This is a genomic window from Burkholderia sp. AU16741 (assembly GCF_002223345.1).
GTDB classification, from domain to species: Bacteria; Pseudomonadota; Gammaproteobacteria; order Burkholderiales; family Burkholderiaceae; genus Burkholderia; species Burkholderia sola.
This window is the reverse complement of the sequence record NZ_NKEZ01000009.1, coordinates 202,384-219,963: the sequence shown is the minus strand read 5'-3', so window position 1 is coordinate 219,963 and position 17,580 is coordinate 202,384. Positions and strand designations below refer to the sequence as shown.

The following is a 17,580-nucleotide window of genomic DNA, read 5'->3' as shown; positions in this document are numbered from 1 at the left end:
CGACGGATTACCGGCCCGACTCCGACGATGCGCCGCGATCGCTGCCGTATCCGGCGTCGTGCTCGCGGGCGATCTTCGCTTCGGCGGATACGATGCTGGCCGGGTAGAACCAGTCGCTCGACTGGAAGCCGGCCTGCTTGAGCGCCTTGACCTCGGCGTGAACCTGCGCGCGCGTGAGCGGTGGGTTCGACTGGGCCTGTGCGGCGAACGGGGCCGAGACGGCCAGGGCCAGGGCAACGGCTTGGATCAGGCGCTTCATGATCGGGACCTCCACGATTCCGGTGAATCGCAGCGCTTCGTTCGTCGAAGCGCCGTGCGACGTTGAAACCAGTGTAGGCCGCGGCGGGCGCGCGAAAAATGCGATCGCGGCCAACGCAGTGTTTTGCTGCGGGTAACAATGGGTTTGGGGGCGCGGTCGAGTGACGGCCCGGATGCCCGCCGACGTATTGAATCGGCGGGCACGGAAATGAAATCGGACCCGATGCGCATCCCGGAATTCTTTCCGGTGCGCATGCGGTCCGATCTTGAAAGGCGACGGCGTGCGGCGTATGAAGTGCCGCCTGAATGCCGAGGCTTACACGAGCCCGGTCGCGTAGTACACGGCGATCACGAAGAACACCGCGAGCGTCTTGATGACGGTGACCGCGAAGATGTCGCGATACGACTCGCGGTGCGTGAGGCCCGTGACCGCGAGCAGCGTGATGACCGCGCCGTTGTGCGGCAGCGTGTCCATGCCGCCGCTCGCCATCGCGACGACCCGGTGCAGCACCTCCATCGGGATGTTGGCGGCCTGCGCGCCCTTGATGAACAGGTCCGACATCGCGGCGAGCGCGATGCTCATGCCGCCGGACGCCGACCCCGTGATGCCCGCGAGCGAGCTGACCGATACGGCCGCGTTGACGAGCGGGTTCGGGATGCTCTTCAGCGCATCGCTGACGACGAGAAAGCCCGGCAGCGCGGCGATCACGCCGCCGAAGCCGTATTCCGACGCGGTATTCATCGCGGCGAGCAGCGCGCCGGCGACGGCGGCTTTCGAGCCGGCCGCGAAGCGGCCGCTGACGCGCTTGAACGCGGTCAGCACGACCAGCACGATACCGAGCAGCAGCGCGGCTTCGACCGACCAGATCGCGACGACCGTCTTGATCGACGTGGTGATCGGCGCGTGCACGCCCGGCAGCACTTCCGGCGCGACCGTGTACGACGCGGCGCCGTACCACTGCGGGATCAGCTTCGTGAACGCGAAGTTCGACACGCCGACGAGGATCAGCGGCAGGATCGCCAGCGCGGGATGCGGCAGCGCCTTCGCCTCGACGCGCTCCGGCTCGTTGACGAGCGACGTGCCGTAGCCTTCGCCCTTCGCCATCGCGGAACGGCGGCGCCATTCGAGATAGGTGAGGCCGACGACGATGATGAACAGCGAGCCGATCGTGCCGAGCGCGGGCGCGGCCCACGCGGTCGTCTTGAAGAACGTGGTCGGGATGATGTTCTGGATCTGCGGCGTGCCGGGCAGCGAATCCATCGTGAACGAGAACGCGCCGAGCGCGATCGCGCCGGGCATCAGCCGTTTCGGGATGTTGCTCTGGCGATAGAGTTCGGCCGCGAACGGATAGACCGCGAACACCACGACGAACAGCGAGACGCCGCCATAGGTGAGCAGCGCGCACACCGCGACGATCACCGCATTCGCGCGCGAGCGGCCGATGTAGCGGATCGCCGCATGGACGATGGACTCGGAGAACCCGGACAGCTCGATCACCTTGCCGAATACGGCGCCGAGCATGAAGACCGGGAAATATAGTTTGACGAAGCCGACCATCTTCTCCATGAAGATGCCGGAAAAGACGGGTGCGACGGCGGCGGGTTCGGTCAGGAGCACCGCGCCGAGCGCGGCGATCGGTGCGAACAGGATCACGCTGTAGCCGCGATACGCGGCGAACATCAGGAACGCCAGCGCGGCGAGGACGATCACGAAAGACAAGGGAGTCTCCTAAAAGCTTGGAATGGCTTTGGTTGTTGTTCGATCGCGCGATGCGCCGCGGACCAGCTCGGTTCGTGCAGGTTTCGTGCCATCGGCCGGATTGCGCCGCCGGACATGGGTCCGCCGGCGGCCGGCGGGCCCGCGCCGGTCCAAGTCTGACGATTCTACATAAAACGTCTCCATCCGGAGACGTTTCGGCCATCCGGCCAACCCACGAAATCGTGCAGGGCTTTCCCGGATAACGCATTGCGGCGTGTCTCCGGAGTGAGATAATCCGTCTCGCTCCGGAGATATCCGGTCGACAATATAGGGAGACGACGACACGATGATGAACGACTGGGCCCGCCTGCCCGTCAACTACGGCGACGTGCTGCGGCGCGCTGCCGAGTCGCTGTTCCGGACCTTCGAGGATTCGAGCGCGGGCACGGTGGTCGTCGATCGCGACGCGCGCGTCGTGTGGATGAACGAGCGTTACGCGGCGCGCTTCGGATTCGCCGATCCGCAGCAGGCCGTCGGCCTCGACTGCGAGGCCGTGATCCCGAACAGCCTGATGCGCGAGGTCGTATCGACCGGCCAGCCGATCCTGCTCGACATCATGGAGACGGGCCGCGAGCCGCTCGTCGTCACGCGCCTGCCGTTGAAGAACGAGGCCGGCGAGACGGTCGGCGCGATCGGCTTCGCGCTGTTCGATCAGTTGAAGACGCTCACGCCGATTTTTTCCCGCTATGCGCAGCTTCAGCAGCAACTGATCGCGACGCAGCGCTCGCTCGCGCAGGCGCGCCGCGCGAAATACACGTTCGCGAGCTTCGTCGGCACGAGCGCCGCGAGCCTCGAGACCAAGCGCCAGGCGCGCCGCGCGGCGCAGGTCGATTCGCCGGTACTGCTGCTCGGCGAGACGGGCACCGGCAAGGAGCTGCTGGCTCACGCGATTCACGCGGCGTCGGCGCGTGCGCTCCAGCCGCTCGTGACCGTCAACGTCGCCGCGATTCCCGACACGCTGCTCGAAACCGAATTCTTCGGCGCGGCGCCCGGCGCGTACACCGGCGCTGATCGCAAGGGCCGCGTCGGCAAGTTCGAGCTGGCCGATCGCGGCACGCTGTTTCTCGACGAGATCGGCGACATGCCGCTGCCGCTGCAGGGCAAGCTGCTGCGCGTGCTGCAGGACAAGGAGTTCGAGCCCGTCGGCTCGAACCGGATCGTGCGCGCGGACGTGCGCATCATCGCCGCCACGTCGGCCGACCTGCCGGCGCTGGTGGCGGCCGGGCGTTTCCGCGCGGATCTCTATTACCGGCTGAACGTGCTGACGATCCATGCGCCGCCGTTGCGCGAACGCGCATCCGACATCGCGGCGCTCGTCTACGCGGCGCTCGAGGAACTGGCCGCGCAGCACGGGCGCGCCGCGCACTGCGAGCTGACCGACGATGCGCTGCGGATGCTGTGCGCGTATCCGTGGCCCGGCAACGTGCGCGAGTTGCGCAATACGCTCGAACGCGCGCTGATGCTGTCGGACCGTTCGGTGATCGATGCGCGCGCGCTCGCGCCGTTTCTCGGGCCGGTGCGCATCTCGCCGGACAGCGCGGTGCCGGCGCAGCGGGTTGCGGCGGCGCCGGCCGAGCAGCGCGCCGGCGATGCGTCGGCGGCCTCCGGTGCGCCGGTCGCTTCGTATGCCGATGCGCTGGCGGCGTGGGAGCGCCAGTTCCTGACCGATGCGCTGGCGGCCTGTGACGGCAAGGTCATTGAAGCGGCCGCGCGCATCGGCATCGGCCGCGCGACGCTGTACAAGAAACTGGCGGCGCTCGGTATCGACCGGTAGGCCGATCGGCGACGCCGATGCGGCCCGATGTAACCCATCGAACAGGAGGTCACGATGAAGCGGATGGGCTTCGCAGGGTGGTTGACCATGTTGCTGACGAGCGCCGCGCTCGCGCAGGGCGGCAACACCGACGCGCCCGACGCACCTGATGCGCGGCGCAACTGGTACAACGATCCGTTCGTCGCGCTGTCGCAGGACGTGGCCGAATGCCCGTTGCCGCTCGGCCCGTGGATGACGCGCGCTGAGATGACCGACGATGCGCACTACCGCGCCGAACGCGGCACGACCTGCTGGCTCGCCCATCGCTGCACGAAGCCGAACTCGTATATGTATGACGCGTCGATCGCCGATGCGGCGAAGGCCCACTTCGCCGGCTCCGATCGTCTGCGCGGCACGAGCCTGTGGATCACCGTGCAGCGACGTTTCATCTACGTCGAAGGATGCGCGGACACGACGCTCGATCGCCATGCGCTGCAACGCGAATTCGAGGCGCTTCCGGACGTCGAGCAGGTTTTCGTTCGCATCACGGACGATCCGCGCAAGCGCTTGCCGTACAAGGCGCGCGGGCAACCCGAGCGCGCGCCGGACTGACGGCCGAAGGGCAGCCCATGGCATACTCGCGACATTCAAAAAAAGGTTGACGGGAAGAACAATGAAACACATGCTTGCGTCGGTCTGTCGGTGGCCTCGGGCGGCCGTGATGTTGGCTCTGGTTGCAGGGCTCGGCGGGTGCGGTGGCAGTGCCCCGCTGTTCACGTCGGACGGGCGCCCAACCACTCAGGTGCAATGCACCGGCAGCGACTGGAGCAATTGCACGGACAATGCCCGGGCCATGTGCAACGGAGATTTCGACGTGATCCAGCAATCGACGGATGACGCCGTGCGAAATCTTCTCTTCGCATGCAAGAAGAAAAGCGGTTATTGATCCCGAAATGACCGGCTGAGGAGACCACGATCGGGCGAAGCGCTTTTCTGCTTGCTTTGAGTCACTTGTTTTTCACGAATAACACTCATGGAGTCCCATCCATATGGCGACCTACAGGCAACTGAGCGCGCAGCTCGAACGGCTTCAGCAAAAGATCGACAAGGAACGTGAAAAGGCGATTGCCGACGCGATCGCGCATATCCGCGCGAAAATCGACGAATACGACATTACGCCCGAAGAGCTCGGTTTTCGCCCCGCAGGATCGGCCGCCGCCACTGCGGCAGCGAAGCCCAAGCGCACGTTGCCGCCGAAGTACCTGAACCCGAAGACGGGCGAAACGTGGAGTGGCCGCGGGCGCGCGCCGGCATGGCTCGGCAAGAATCGCGGACGTTTCCTGATCAAGGACTGACTCCCGAAAGTACTCACCTTTCGTGCGCCGACCGACGGTGCGAACGGCCATGCGGCCTTCGCACCGTTTTGTTTTCGCGTAATCGTCACGCGATTTTCCCCGACGAATTGAAGTGCAATGCCGCGCAATTAACGGATCCCGTTTCGCGAATTCGCCTCGATCCGGTTGCATGTTGCGGGTAATTCCCGGAAACAACCGCGTAATGGCGCAATGCATGCGCAGTGGCATGCGCGATTTCCGCGGTGCATGCATGAGGCGGATTTTCATCACCTTTCTCATGCTGATGCGGTGTGTCGCGCGATTCCCGAAGATACTCACCATGGCTCCTGTAAATCCTCACCTTTGAGAAAGCGGCTGCAGCGTCGTGCCGCATTGCGTGCCTCGTGCATGCGGCGCTGCGATGCCGGGCCGCATGTATTGCAGGTCCATGGTGCGGGCGTTGACGCCCATCGCATAGTCGGCCGTTCGGCATATAGGCAGTCGCAAGCGCTTCGCCTATGCTTGGGGTTCGCGTCGATCGGCGCACGGCCCGCCCGGCCGCATGCCGATCGTGTCGTCTTTCGTCACCGCAGGGAGCCGATGTGACCGTTCGCCATCTCGATGCGTTGTTCCAGCCCAAGTCCGTTGCGGTCGTCGGCGCGTCGTCGCGCGCCGGCAGTATCGGCGCGATGGTGTGGTCGCGTGTGCTCGACGGCGCGTTCCAGGGGCCCGTGTGGCCGGTCAATCCGAAATATCGCGAGCTGGACGGGCATGCGGTCGTGTCCGATGTCGACCGGCTGCCCGCGCCGCCGTCGGTTGCCGTGATCTGCACGCCGCCCGCGACCTGGGCCGGCATCGTGCGCAAGCTCGGCGAGCTCGGCACGCGCGTCGCGGTGATCGTCGGCGAGGCGCGCACCGATGCCGATCGCGCCGCGGTCGATCGCACGCTGAAGGCGGCGAAGCCGTTCGTGCTCCGTATCGTCGGGCCCGGCAGCCTCGGCGTGTTGTCGCCCGCGCGGCATGCGCATTTCGGCGCGCCTGCCTATACGGCGCGATCGGGCGGCGTCGCGTGGGTGTCGCAATCGAATGCGCTGACGAACGCGGTGCTCGGCTGGGCCGATGCGCGGGGCCTCGGCTTTTCGCATGTCGTCGCGCTCGGCGGCGAATCCGATGTCGATGCGGGCGACGTCCTCGACTATCTGGCCAGCGATCCCGGCACGCGTGCGATCCTGCTCGAGCTCGATACCGTGCGCGCGGCGCGCAAGTTCATGTCGGCGGCGCGCGCGGCCGCGCGCAACAAGCCGGTGCTCGCGTTGCGCACCGGCCGTGCCGATCCCGGCGACGCGCTCTACACGGCGGCGTTCCAGCGCGCGGGCATGGTGCGTGTCGATGCGCTCGACGATCTGCTCGACGAAATCGAGACGCTCGGCGTCGGCCGCGTCACCGCGCGGGGCGCGGCGACGCTCGTGACGAGCGATGCGGGCGTGGCGAAACTGGCGGTCGATGCGGTGGCCGACGTGCGCGACGTGCTGACCGACTGGTCACCCGCGGCAACGTCGGCCGTCGCGGCCGCGCTGCCGCATCTCGGGGCACCCGGCAATCCGCTCACGCTGGGCGACGATGCGCGTCCCGAGCACTTCGCCGCGGCGATCAAGGCGCTCGCCCCGTTTCCGCAGACGGGCACGCTGTTCGTCGTTCATTCCACTTCGCACAGTGCGCCGGCCGAGTCGGTCGCGCGCACGCTGATCGATTCGCGGCAGTACGCGCATCGCGGCATCCTCGCGTGTTTCTTCGGCGCGGTCGACGCGGCGACGCGCGATGCGCTGCACGCGAACGGCATTCCGGTACACACGACGCCGCAGCGGCTTGCACGCGCGTATGCGCGTCTCGTCGACTACAACCTCGGGCGCCAGTTGCTGATGCAGACGCCGGAGGGCACGCCGCTGCAGCCGGCCGAGTGCGTCGCGTCCGCCCAGGCCGATGCACGCCGCCTGGTCGAAGCCGGTCAGCATGAACTGGCCGGCGAAGACGCGCTGCGCTGGCTGTCCCGTTTCGGTCTGGAGGGCGAGCAGTCCAACGAGCCCGCCGGCAAGAAGGTCGTCGATATCACGGTCGACATGTACGACGATTCGAACTTCGGTCCGGTGTTTCGCTATGCCGTGCCGCCGGCCGATGGCGTATCGGCGCCGTTCGTCGTCTACGGCCTGCCGCCGCTGAACACGGTGCTCGCCCGCGCGGTGATGGAGCGCTCGCCGTATGCGCGCAGCACGCGCGTCGAGCCGACGCTCGACGCGCTGACGGCACTGTCGCAGGTCGTCTGCGACGTACGCGAAGTGGTTGCGATGTCGGTCACGCTGCGCGTACTGTCCGACCGCGCATCGGTGATCGCGCCGCGCATCACGCTGGCTTCGGGGCGCAGCCGGCTCGCGATCATGCCGTATCCTCGGCATCTCGAGCAGACGCTCGAGTGGCGTGGCGAGACGGTGACGATCCGTCCGATTCGTCCGGAGGACGAGGCCGCCCACAACGAACTGCTCGGTGCGATGACGCCGGAAGATCTGCGAATGCGTTTCTTCGGCGCGGTGCGCAGCTTCGATCATTCGCAGGTGGCGCGCATGACGCAGATCGACTATGACCGCGAAATGGCTTTCATCGTGTCGTTCACCGATGTGTCCGGGCGCGACCACACGCTCGCGGTGGTGCGTGCGGTCGCCGATCCCGACAACGATACGGCGGAGTTCGCGATCGCGGTACGGCCCGATCAAAAGGGCAAGGGGCTCGGCCGGCTGATGATGACCCGCATCATCGACTACGCACGCGCGCGCGGCACCGCATGGATGGTCGGCGAGGCGCTGCGCGAGAACTCGGCGATGATCTCGCTCGCAAAAGCGTGCGGGTTTGCGGTGTCGACGACGGAGGAGCCCGGCGTCGTGGGTTTCAGGATGAAGCTGCAGCCGTAGGTGTCGGTCCGTGGTTCGACGCTTGAGGGCAGCGCATGGCGTCGATGTTGCGATGTGCCGCCATGCCGCGATTTCAGTGAGGAATGCAAATAACGCCACAGAGGTCTTCGCACTGAAGCCACGGCCAACATGTCGGATCTGTCGATTGCGGCGATATCGCGACGCACGCACGGTGCCCGGAGACGCATGCAGCGTGCTGCGATGGTCACCTTCCGCAGCCGTTTCAATCGATGTGCGTGTACAGGTTCGTGGCCGCATTCCGGGCTTGCCAATTCAAGGCCGTCCCCAAGGTGAGACTTTTCGGGAACGGCGGGTGAGCTTTTACAGGGCAGTGTGGTGAGCCGATACGGGAGTGTTCGGTGAGCCTTCCCGGGAAGGGTCGGTGAGCCCCTGCGGGAGAGGCCGGTGAGCCTTTCCGGGACGCCTCGGTGAGCGCTTGCGGGAGCAATCGGTGAGGACGTTCGGGAGACATCAGTGAGCGTCTCCAGGAGTCTGCGGTGAGACTTTTCGGGAGGCTGCGGTGAGTGCTTGCGGGACGCCGAGGTGAGCTTTTTCGGGAGCATGCGAACGCACGGCTCCCGCGGGCGCGGCGCCGGTCAATGCCGGCGTGACGCCTGGGTGCGGGCACGCAGGAACCGTGCCCGCGATCACATTCACGCAGCGAGTTTCGATGCCGCGTCGTTCACCTGATCGCGCGAAATCGCGAGTTCCTCGAGGTGCGGATCGGCATAGACCGCGCCGGTTTCGCGCTCGAGGCGGGCGATCGTCAACGCACAGCGCGCGGTGTCTTTCGGCATCGCGATGAAGCGCTTGACCGACTCGCCGGACGTGAACGCATCGAACAGTGCGCCGCGCACGTCGTCCGGAAGCGTCTTGGTCCACTGGTACGGCTTGCCGTTGAACGTGATCGACGGCGGCAGCGTGCGTTCCTTCTTGGTCGCCGTGATGAGCCCGTAGGTGCGCGCCGCGTCGCCGATCTGCTCGGGCGAGAAGAGTTCGTCAGGCGTGATGTCGAACTGCTCGATGTAGTTCTCGATCGCCTGCATCGCGGCGGCACGATCGTCGCGCTTCTTCTGCGCGCGCGCGACGATGTCGCGCAGCTCGTCCGCTTCCTCGGGCGTGATCGTGAAGCTTGCCTGCTTCTGCTGAAGTTCGGAGAAACGCTGGAATTCTTGATCGTTCAGAAGTTTGGCCATGACATCCATCGGACACGACGGCCGCGACAACCGGCCGCCGTAGTTTTTGAGAGGGCCGCTATTCTAGCGTAGCGCCGCGGGCGCCCGATGCGGCATCGCGCATCGGGCGTCGCACGGGCGTCGCGCACGACCGGAGCCGGCGCCGCCGCGCCGTGGCCCGTGCGCGTTGCCGGGAACCCGCGTGTGTCAGCAGGTTTCGGTGCGGCACATCGACAGACGGGCGGCCGTGTCGCGCAGGGCGTCGACGACCACGTCGACGGACGGCGCCAGGTGCGCATCGATCCGGCGCATGTACGGGCACGTCAGCACCGCGATCGCATGCCCGGCCGGACCAAGGAGCGGCGCGGTCAGGTCGGTCACGCCGTACGCCTGGCGGCTGTCCTGGCGCAGGTAGCCGGACTGCCGGATCGACTGGCACGCATTCGCGAGCTCCTGCTCGTTCAGCGGCGCCTCGCCCTTGACCTTGCGATGCTCGGCCAGCATGTGCGCGCGTTGCTCGGCGCTCTGGAATGCCAGCATCATCCGTCCCGACGCCGTGTCGGCGAGGCCGACGCGCGAGCCGAGCCGGACCGACACGCCCCACGGGCCGGGCCCGTCCACTTGGGCGATCACGAGCAGGTTGCCGCGATCGTAGACGGACAGGTGGCACGACTGCTCGGCGGCATCGGCGAAGCGCTGCATCGGCGGCAGCGCCTCGGCGATCAGCCGGTTCATCGGCGGATGCCGGTGTGCAAGGGCGAACAGCTTGAGGCTGAGCGTGTAGCGGTCGCCGCCGGTCGAACGCATCACATAGCGGCGTGCGACGAGGCGTTCGAGCATCCGGTAGATTTCGCTCGCATTGCGGCCGAGTTCCTTCGTGATTTCGGTGCGGGTGAGTCCTTCCTTCTGCTCGGACAGGAGTTCGAGAATGTCGAGGCCCTTGTCGAGCGCGGGTGCGCGATAGCGATCAAGAGCGGCCATCGATTCCCGTGCGTCGCAGCCGGGAAGCGGGTCGTTGGTTGTCTGCATTGTCGGTGTGAAGTTGGGGGATTACCGTCGATCGGTGGCGACGCACGCTGGCCGGTTCTGCTCAGCGTATGGCAATGAAAGCCATCCGTACGAGCTTAGCAATAAACATATAGTGTGCAATGCAGCGTCTTTTTACCGATCATTACGTGACAAGAACGGATGGGCAAACGTTTTCGATGACAGGGGCACCCCGAATAGCCAGTATTCATGCCCCGATGGCAGGCGCTCCTGCGAATGACGGCCGGTGGATCGACGTGGATGCGGCGCGTGTTGCGCCGCAGCTTCGGCAGTCGCACCAATAGTCGGTATCCGTCGCGTGTCATTTCACGGCGCGCGGCCGATGGTACAAAGGCTGGCGGGCCAGCGACGGCGCGGCCGCGCGTGCAGCCGGCCGGCATGGGCCGGCACGTGGCGCGGATGCCGGGCCGCCGTCGCCGATGCGCAGACCGGCGGCCGCCCGTTCGATGCGCGCCGTACTGCCGTGCGGCGCCACGATCGCTGCGCCCGTGCGACGCTTGCGCGTCGGCGGCATGCCGCACGCGGCGCCGACGCGTGTAATCGGCGATCGACGATCAGTCCGGCGCGTGGCTGTGAAAGGCCGCGTCGGCCGGTATCCTGTCTCATTCGACAACAGAGGTTAAGCACGATGAAACTGCTTCGCTATGGCCCGTCCGGCCAGGAAAAGCCCGGCATCCTCGACGCGGCCGGCCGGATTCGCGACCTGTCCGCGCATGTGCCCGACCTTGCCGGCGATGTGCTGTCCGACGCGGGTCTCGCGCGGCTGCGCGCGATCGATCCGGCCACGCTGCCGCTCGTGTCCGGCGAGCCTCGCATCGGTGCATGCGTCGGCCAAGTCGGCAAGTTCATCGGCATCGGCCTGAACTATGCCGACCATGCAGCCGAAGCCGGCATGCCGGTGCCGAAGGAGCCGGTCGTGTTCGGCAAGTGGACGAGTTCGATCTGCGGCCCGAACGACGGCATCGACATCCCGAAGGGTTCGGTCAAGACCGACTGGGAAGTCGAGTTGGGCGTCGTGATCGGCGCGAAATGCAAGGACGTCGACGAAGCGCGCGCGCTCGATTACGTCGCGGGCTATTGCGTCGTCAACGACGTATCCGAGCGCGAATGGCAGATCGAGCGCGGCGGCCAGTGGGACAAGGGCAAGGGCTTCGACACGTTCGGCCCGATCGGCCCGTGGCTCGTCACGCGCGACGAAGTGCCCGATCCGCAGCGTCTCGACCTGTGGCTCGAGATCGACGGCCATCGTTATCAGAACGGCAACACGCGCACGATGGTGTTTACCGCCGCGCAGCTGATCGCGTATCTGTCGACCTGCATGACGCTGCAACCGGGCGACGTGATCACGACCGGTACGCCGCCGGGCGTCGGCATGGGTATCAAGCCATCGCCGGTATACCTGAAGGCCGGTCAGATGGTGCGTCTCGGGATTGAAGGACTCGGCGAGCAGTTGCAGTGCACGCGCAACGCGCAATAGGCGCTTGAGCGGCGCGGGCTGGCCGGAGGATGCGGCCACCTGCACGCTGGCCATGTTGCCCGACTCGTCGGCATGACCGCCGACGGTGATCAACGCGAAAAAGCCGCGATATAGCCAACCACCAAGAACCCGATTCCCCGCGAGGCGGAATCGGGTTCTTGTCGTTCGTGCCCGTCCGTGCGAAGCGAATCACACGACGTTGTCGAGTTCGCAATGCGCTTCGAGCCGATACCCGTCGGGATCGACGACGAACGCCGCGTAATAGCCGGGGCCGTAGTGCTCGCGCTTGCCGGGTCCGCCGTTGTCCTTGCCGCCGTGCTCAAGCGCGGCGCGGTAGAACGCGTCGACCTCGAGCGGCGACGCGGCCTTGAACGACAGGTGCAAGCCGGAATCCGGATCGGCGACGACAGGCCGGGCCGCGTGCTGCAACCACAACTCGGGCTCGGTCGTGCCGTAGCCGAGGGCGCCGTCGTCGCTATACAGACGCTTGTAGCCAAGTGCGCCGAGCGCGCTGTCGTAGAAGGTGCGGCTGCGGTCGATGTGGGCAACGCCGAACGAAAGATGGTCGATCATCTGTGGCTCCTTGAACTGAGGGGGACGTCAGTGCGGCAAACCGGCCGACAGGCACCATGCCAGCCGCCTGTAGCGAAGCGCGGCGGGCGTGCCCTCGTCGTACCTGCGGCCAGTGGCGGTGTGGATAACGCTGAACGAAAAGCGGTCGATCATCTGTGTCTCCTTGGGTTGAAGGGGGCTTCGGTGCAGCCAATGTGTTTTTTTAACCACCATGCCGGTTATCTTAGAAATCGCTCAGGTGCTTGTCAACCGGCATGGTGGTTAGATACGATCGCGTCATGAACAAAACGCAACCTTCCGTCACGACGGACTGTCTGGTCCCGGCGCCGCCCGAAACGTTGAGCCTCGATTTCGCGAACACGCTGTATTGGCGCGGCAGCGAACCGCCGACGGAAACCTTCGGCACGCTGGGCGACCTGTTCGCGTGGTGCCGCGAGCAGGCGGGCGTACCGGCCGGCCTCGTCGACGCATGTCGCGTGCCCGACAAGAAGAAAGGGAAAGAGACCAGGGACGAGCCGGCGATGCTGGCGCGCGCACTCGCGTTGCGCGAGGCGCTATACCGGCTCTTTCACGCACAGGCCGAGCAGCGCGAGCCGCAACCCGACGACCTCGCGCTGCTCGGCGGCTTCCTCGCGCAAGCGTCGCCACGCGTTGCGCTGGCGCGCGTCGACGGCCGCTATGCGTGGCGGATCGACGCGTCGGGCGCGACGCTCGCAGGGCTGTTGAGCCCGGTGCTGTGGTCGGCGATCGATCTGCTCGGCGGCGCGCGGCTCGCGAAGGTCAAGCGCTGTGCGAACGACGCATGCCAGTGGCTCTTCATCGACGACAGCAAGAACGGCAGCCGCCGCTGGTGCTCGATGTCGTCGTGCGGCAATCGCGCGAAGGCGTATCGCCACTATCACAAGGCCGAATGACGGTGCGGCTCTAACCTATTTCGCCGACAACTTCCGCCACAGCGTCGTCTTGCTGATGCCGAGCATCGCGCAGGCGCGGTCGCGGTCGCCGCCGCACGCGTCGAGCACCGCGCGGATCTCGTCGGCTTCCGCGCGACGGCGGCGCGCCTGAAGGGTACGTGCATCGTCGTCGGCGGCGCCGGCCGCATCGGGCGGCGCGGCGAACAGCTCGGGCGCGATCACTTGCAGCGCGTCGGGGGCGAGCGCCGCGCACGCGGCGGCCGGATCGTTTTCGTCGACTTCCTCGGCCAGCTCCACCGCGATCCGCTCGACCACGTTCTGCAGTTCGCGCACGTTGCCGGGCCAGCGGTAGCGCGCGAGCGTCGCGAGCGTCGCGGCGAGCACGCGCAGCGCGTCGTCGGCATCGCGCATGCGGTCGGCGAGACGCGGCTCGCGGCGCGCGGCCTGCACGAGCAGCGTCGCCGCGAGCGCGGGGATGTCGGCCGCGCGCTCGCGCAGCGGCGGCAGGCCGATATTCAGGATGTTGAGCCGGTAATAGAGATCCGCGCGGAACGTGCCGGCTTCGACGGCCGCGAGCAGCGGCCGGTGCGTCGCGGCGATCACGCGCACGTCGATGCGGATCGGCTCGGTCGAGCCGAGGCGGATCACCTCGCGCTCCTGCAGCACGCGCAGCAGCCGGCTCTGCAGCGACGGCGGCATCTCGCCGATCTCGTCGAGAAACAGCGTGCCGCGGTGCGCGGCCTCGAACAGGCCGGTCTTGCCGCCGCGCCGCGCGCCGGTGAACGCGCCTTCCTCATAGCCGAACAGCTCGCTCTCGAGCAGCGCTTCCGGAAACGCGCCGCAGTTGACCGCGACGAACGGATAGCTGCGCCGCGCCGACAACGCGTGCAGGCTCTGCGCGATCATTTCCTTGCCGGTGCCGCTTTCGCCGAGCACGAGCACGGTCGCGTCGGATTTCGCGTAGCGGCGCACGAGCTCGCGCACGCGCGTCATCGGCGCGGATGCGCCGACCACGTCGTCGAGCGCGTAGCGCGCGGCGAACTGCTGCGTGGTCGGCTGCGAGCGCAACGCGCGATCGAGCCGTTCGACCGCGCGCGATTCCTGGAACGTCAGCACGCTGCCCGACGTGACGCCGCGATCGACCAGCGGCCCGCGATGCACGACGTAGCGCACGCCGCGCACGGTCGCGAGCGCGTCGCCGTCCTCGCCGCGCAGCGTGCGGAGTTCGGGCCGCAGGTCGACGAGCGCGCGGCCGACGGCCGCCGCGGGTTCGACCCCGAGCGCGGACGCGAGCCGCTCGTTGATCGCCTCGACGCGGCCGTGCGCATCGAGCGCGACCACGCCGTCGCGCAGATGCTGCAGCAGCGTGTCGAGCCGCTGGCGGCGGAAGGCCTCGGCGTGCGTCGCATACGCGACTTCGAGCGCGGTTTCGACGGCCTTGCGCACCGACGCATGCGAATACAGGAACACGGCGCCCATGCCGACGCTGGCCGCGAGATCGGTGACGAGGCCCGGGCCGACGATCGTTTCGATGCCGCGATCGCGCAGGTCGTGCACGCAGGCTTCCGCTTCCTGGGCGGACTGATATGACGCAAACTGCACGTCGAGGCCGTACGCGGCGACGAAGCGGCGCACTTCGGGCGGCGTCTCGCCGGCGCTCACGAGTGCGATTCGCGTGGCATCGCGCCGCGCGCGAGCGAGCGCCTGCATCACGTCGAAGCCGGTCGGCGACACGACCACCACCGGCACGGGCGCGCGCGTTTTCAGGAAGCCGCCGTTCGAGCCGGCCGCGACGATCACGTCGGGCCGCGCGGTGCCGGCCTCCGCGATCGCGCTCAGCGCATCTTCATAGGCGCGCGTGACGATGCGCACGTCCGCGCGTTCGTCGAATTCGCCGGCGATCTCGCGAAACAGCTCGCGCAGCCGGCTGATGCCCATCGCCCAGATGCGCGGGCGCACCGTGCGGTCGGCCGGGCCGACGGGTTTGGTCGAGGAGAGGTCCATGACGGCCGATTATGCGCGCGTGATTTCATTTTTGAAACATGTAGTGCGGAATTGAAATGAGCGGGCGATGTCGCGCCCACGGCGGTGGCTTAAGAATCAGTGGGTTAGCGACGTTCCGCAAGCTGGCCCGGTCCTTGCTGTTATCAGGCATTCCATCAGGAGGCCGTTCATGAGCAATACGCATCTTCAGAGCGCCGGCGCGAAGTTCCGCGCGGCAGTCGCGGCCGAGCAGCCGCTGCAGGTGGTCGGCGCGATCACCGCGTACGCGGCCAAGATGGCGCAGGCCGTCGGCTTCAAGGCCGTGTACCTGTCGGGCGGCGGCGTCGCCGCGAACTCGCTCGGCATCCCCGACCTCGGCATCAGCACGATGGAAGACGTGCTGATCGACGCGACCCGGATCACCAACGCGACCGACCTTCCGCTGCTGGTCGACATCGACACGGGCTGGGGCGGCGCGTTCAACATCGCGCGCACGGTTCGCTCGTTCATCAACGCCGGCGTCGCGGCCGTGCACCTCGAGGACCAGGTCGGCCAGAAGCGCTGCGGCCATCGTCCGGGCAAGGAAGTCGTGCCGATCGACGAAATGGTCGATCGCGTGAAGGCCGCGGTCGATGCGCGTACCGACGACCAGTTCGTGATCATGGCGCGCACCGATGCGGCCGCCGCGGAAGGGATCGACTCGGCGATCGAGCGCGCGGTCGCGTACGTCGAGGCCGGCGCGGACATGATCTTCCCGGAAGCGATGAAGACGCTCGACGACTACCGCCGCTTCAAGGCCGCCGTGAAGGTGCCGATCCTCGCGAACCTGACCGAGTTCGGCTCGACTCCGTTGTTCACCGTCGACGAGCTACGCGAGGCGAACGTCGACATCGCGCTGTACTGCTGCGGCGCGTATCGCGCGATGAACAAGGCCGCGCTGAATTTCTACGAGACGCTGCGCCGCGACGGCACGCAGAAGGCGGCCGTGCCGACGATGCAGACGCGCGCCGAGCTGTACGACTTCCTCGGCTATCACGAATACGAGCGCAAGCTCGACGAACTGTTCGCGCAGGGCAAGAAGTAACGCGGCCCGCACCCCCGATACCCATTGGAGAAAGAAAACATGAGCGAGACGAAAGACGCAGCAGCACCGGCCGCCGCAGGCGCATTCAAGCCGAAGAAGTCGGTGGCGCTGTCGGGCGTGACGGCCGGCAACACGGCGCTGTGCACGGTCGGCAAGACCGGCAACGACCTGCACTATCGCGGCTACGACATTCTCGACGTCGCCGAATCGTGCGAATTCGAGGAAATCGCGCATCTGCTCGTGCACGGCACGCTGCCGAACCTGACCGAACTGGCTGCCTACAAGACCAAGCTGCGCGCGCTGCGCGGCCTGCCGAGCGCGCTGAAGGCCGCGCTCGAACAGATCCCGGCGTCGGCCCACCCGATGGACGTGATGCGCACCGGCGTGTCGGTGCTCGGCACCGTGCTGCCGGAGAAGGACGACCACAACCTGCCGGGCGCGCGCGACATCGCCGACCGCCTGATGGCGTCGCTCGGCTCGATGCTGCTGTACTGGTATCACTTCTCGCACAACGGCAAGCGCATCGAGACGGAAACCGACGACGACTCGATCGGCGGCCACTTCCTGCACCTGCTGCACGGCAAAACGCCGTCGAAGTCGTGGGTCGAGGCGATGCACACGTCGCTGATCCTGTACGCGGAGCACGAATTCAACGCATCGACGTTCACCGGCCGCGTGATCGCGGGCACGGGCTCGGACATCTACTCGGCGATCACCGGCGCGATCGGCGCGCTGCGCGGGCCGAAGCACGGCGGCGCGAACGAAGTCGCGTACGAGATCCAGAGCCGCTACAGCTCGCCGGACGACGCCGAAGCCGACATCCGCCGCCGCGTCGAGAACAAGGAAGTCGTGATCGGCTTCGGCCACCCGGTCTACACGATCTCCGATCCGCGCAACAAGGTGATCAAGGGCGTCGCGCACAAGCTGTCGAAGGAAGCGGGCGACACCAAGCTGTACGACATCGCCGAGCGCCTGGAATCGGTGATGTGGGACGCGAAGAAGATGTTCCCGAACCTCGACTGGTTCAGCGCGGTGTCGTATCACATGATGGGCGTGCCGACCGCGATGTTCACGCCGCTGTTCGTGATCTCGCGCACGTCGGGCTGGAGCGCGCACATCATCGAGCAGCGCATCGACAACAAGATCATCCGCCCGAGCGCGAACTACACCGGTCCGGAGGATCTGCAATTCGTGCCGATCGAGAAGCGCTGATCGCCCGCCGCGCACGCCGGCGCCCCGCGATGCGGGCGGCCGGCACGCGCG

Annotated in this window: 16 protein-coding genes; 9 read left to right on the top strand and 7 right to left on the bottom strand. The window is 67.0% G+C overall.

The annotated features are described in order from the left end of the window. Positions 1-7: 7 nt before the first annotated feature. Positions 8-259, bottom strand: a complete 252-nt coding sequence (locus tag CFB89_RS28230) for a DUF4148 domain-containing protein (protein ID WP_089470933.1) — start codon at positions 257-259, stop codon at positions 8-10. A 315-nt stretch (positions 260-574) separates the two neighbouring features. Further along, positions 575-1,978, bottom strand: a complete 1,404-nt coding sequence (locus CFB89_RS28225) for a GntP family permease (RefSeq protein WP_089470811.1) — start codon at positions 1,976-1,978, stop codon at positions 575-577. 325 nt (positions 1,979-2,303) lie between these two features. On the opposite strand from CFB89_RS28225, the gene CFB89_RS28220 reads away from it, so the two are divergent. From CFB89_RS28220 to CFB89_RS28200, 5 genes are all read left to right on the top strand, one after another. Continuing rightward, positions 2,304-3,791, top strand: coding sequence for a sigma-54-dependent Fis family transcriptional regulator (locus tag CFB89_RS28220; protein WP_089470810.1), 1,488 nt, complete (start codon positions 2,304-2,306; stop codon positions 3,789-3,791). Positions 3,792-3,845: 54 nt separating this feature from the next. Further along, the gene (locus tag CFB89_RS28215) at positions 3,846-4,382 is read left to right on the top strand and encodes a BON domain-containing protein (protein WP_089470809.1); all 537 of its coding nucleotides are present in this window, start codon (positions 3,846-3,848) and stop codon (positions 4,380-4,382) included. A gap of 61 nt (positions 4,383-4,443) precedes the next feature. After that, a complete protein-coding gene (locus CFB89_RS28210; RefSeq protein ID WP_082741903.1) occupies positions 4,444-4,716 on the top strand; it encodes a hypothetical protein in 273 nt (90 codons plus the stop codon). 103 nt (positions 4,717-4,819) lie between these two features. Then, entirely contained in the window at positions 4,820-5,125 is a 306-nt protein-coding gene (locus CFB89_RS28205) for an H-NS family nucleoid-associated regulatory protein (RefSeq protein WP_089470808.1), read from the top strand. 581 nt (positions 5,126-5,706) lie between these two features. Then, the gene (locus tag CFB89_RS28200; RefSeq protein WP_089470807.1) at positions 5,707-8,064 is read left to right on the top strand and encodes a GNAT family N-acetyltransferase; all 2,358 of its coding nucleotides are present in this window, start codon (positions 5,707-5,709) and stop codon (positions 8,062-8,064) included. A gap of 653 nt (positions 8,065-8,717) precedes the next feature. Here the strand turns inward: CFB89_RS28200 and CFB89_RS28195 are convergent. Further along, positions 8,718-9,269, bottom strand: a complete 552-nt coding sequence (locus CFB89_RS28195) for a hypothetical protein (RefSeq protein ID WP_006480314.1) — start codon at positions 9,267-9,269, stop codon at positions 8,718-8,720. A gap of 177 nt (positions 9,270-9,446) precedes the next feature. After that, a complete protein-coding gene (locus CFB89_RS28190) occupies positions 9,447-10,268 on the bottom strand; it encodes an IclR family transcriptional regulator (protein WP_089470806.1) in 822 nt (273 codons plus the stop codon). Between the two features lie 646 nt (positions 10,269-10,914). On the opposite strand from CFB89_RS28190, the gene CFB89_RS28180 reads away from it, so the two are divergent. Beyond that, the gene (locus tag CFB89_RS28180; RefSeq protein ID WP_089470805.1) at positions 10,915-11,763 is read left to right on the top strand and encodes an ureidoglycolate lyase; all 849 of its coding nucleotides are present in this window, start codon (positions 10,915-10,917) and stop codon (positions 11,761-11,763) included. Positions 11,764-11,952: 189 nt separating this feature from the next. Here CFB89_RS28180 and CFB89_RS28175 read toward each other — a convergent pair whose 3' ends face one another. Further along, complete coding sequence (locus CFB89_RS28175) at positions 11,953-12,336, bottom strand: VOC family protein (protein ID WP_089470804.1); 384 nt, start codon at positions 12,334-12,336, stop codon at positions 11,953-11,955. Between the two features lie 27 nt (positions 12,337-12,363). Further along, positions 12,364-12,489, bottom strand: a complete 126-nt coding sequence (locus tag CFB89_RS35535; RefSeq protein WP_256979781.1) for a hypothetical protein — start codon at positions 12,487-12,489, stop codon at positions 12,364-12,366. 101 nt (positions 12,490-12,590) lie between these two features. Between CFB89_RS35535 and CFB89_RS28170 the strand changes: the two genes are divergently transcribed. After that, positions 12,591-13,250: an ABATE domain-containing protein gene (locus tag CFB89_RS28170; protein WP_089470803.1), complete on the top strand. Its 660-nt coding sequence runs from the start codon at positions 12,591-12,593 to the stop codon at positions 13,248-13,250. A 15-nt stretch (positions 13,251-13,265) separates the two neighbouring features. Here the strand turns inward: CFB89_RS28170 and prpR are convergent, their stop codons facing one another. Continuing rightward, complete coding sequence (prpR, locus tag CFB89_RS28165; protein ID WP_089470802.1) at positions 13,266-15,254, bottom strand: propionate catabolism operon regulatory protein PrpR; 1,989 nt, start codon at positions 15,252-15,254, stop codon at positions 13,266-13,268. Between the two features lie 169 nt (positions 15,255-15,423). Here prpR and prpB point away from each other — a divergent pair, with 169 nt between their 5' ends. Together prpB and prpC are read left to right on the top strand one after the other, a co-directional pair. Further along, on the top strand, positions 15,424-16,317 hold the full coding sequence (gene prpB / locus CFB89_RS28160; protein ID WP_006480320.1) for a methylisocitrate lyase: 894 nt from the start codon (positions 15,424-15,426) through the stop codon (positions 16,315-16,317). Positions 16,318-16,356: 39 nt separating this feature from the next. Next, positions 16,357-17,529: a 2-methylcitrate synthase gene (prpC, locus tag CFB89_RS28155; protein ID WP_089470801.1), complete on the top strand. Its 1,173-nt coding sequence runs from the start codon at positions 16,357-16,359 to the stop codon at positions 17,527-17,529. The last annotated feature ends 51 nt before the right edge of the window (positions 17,530-17,580 follow it).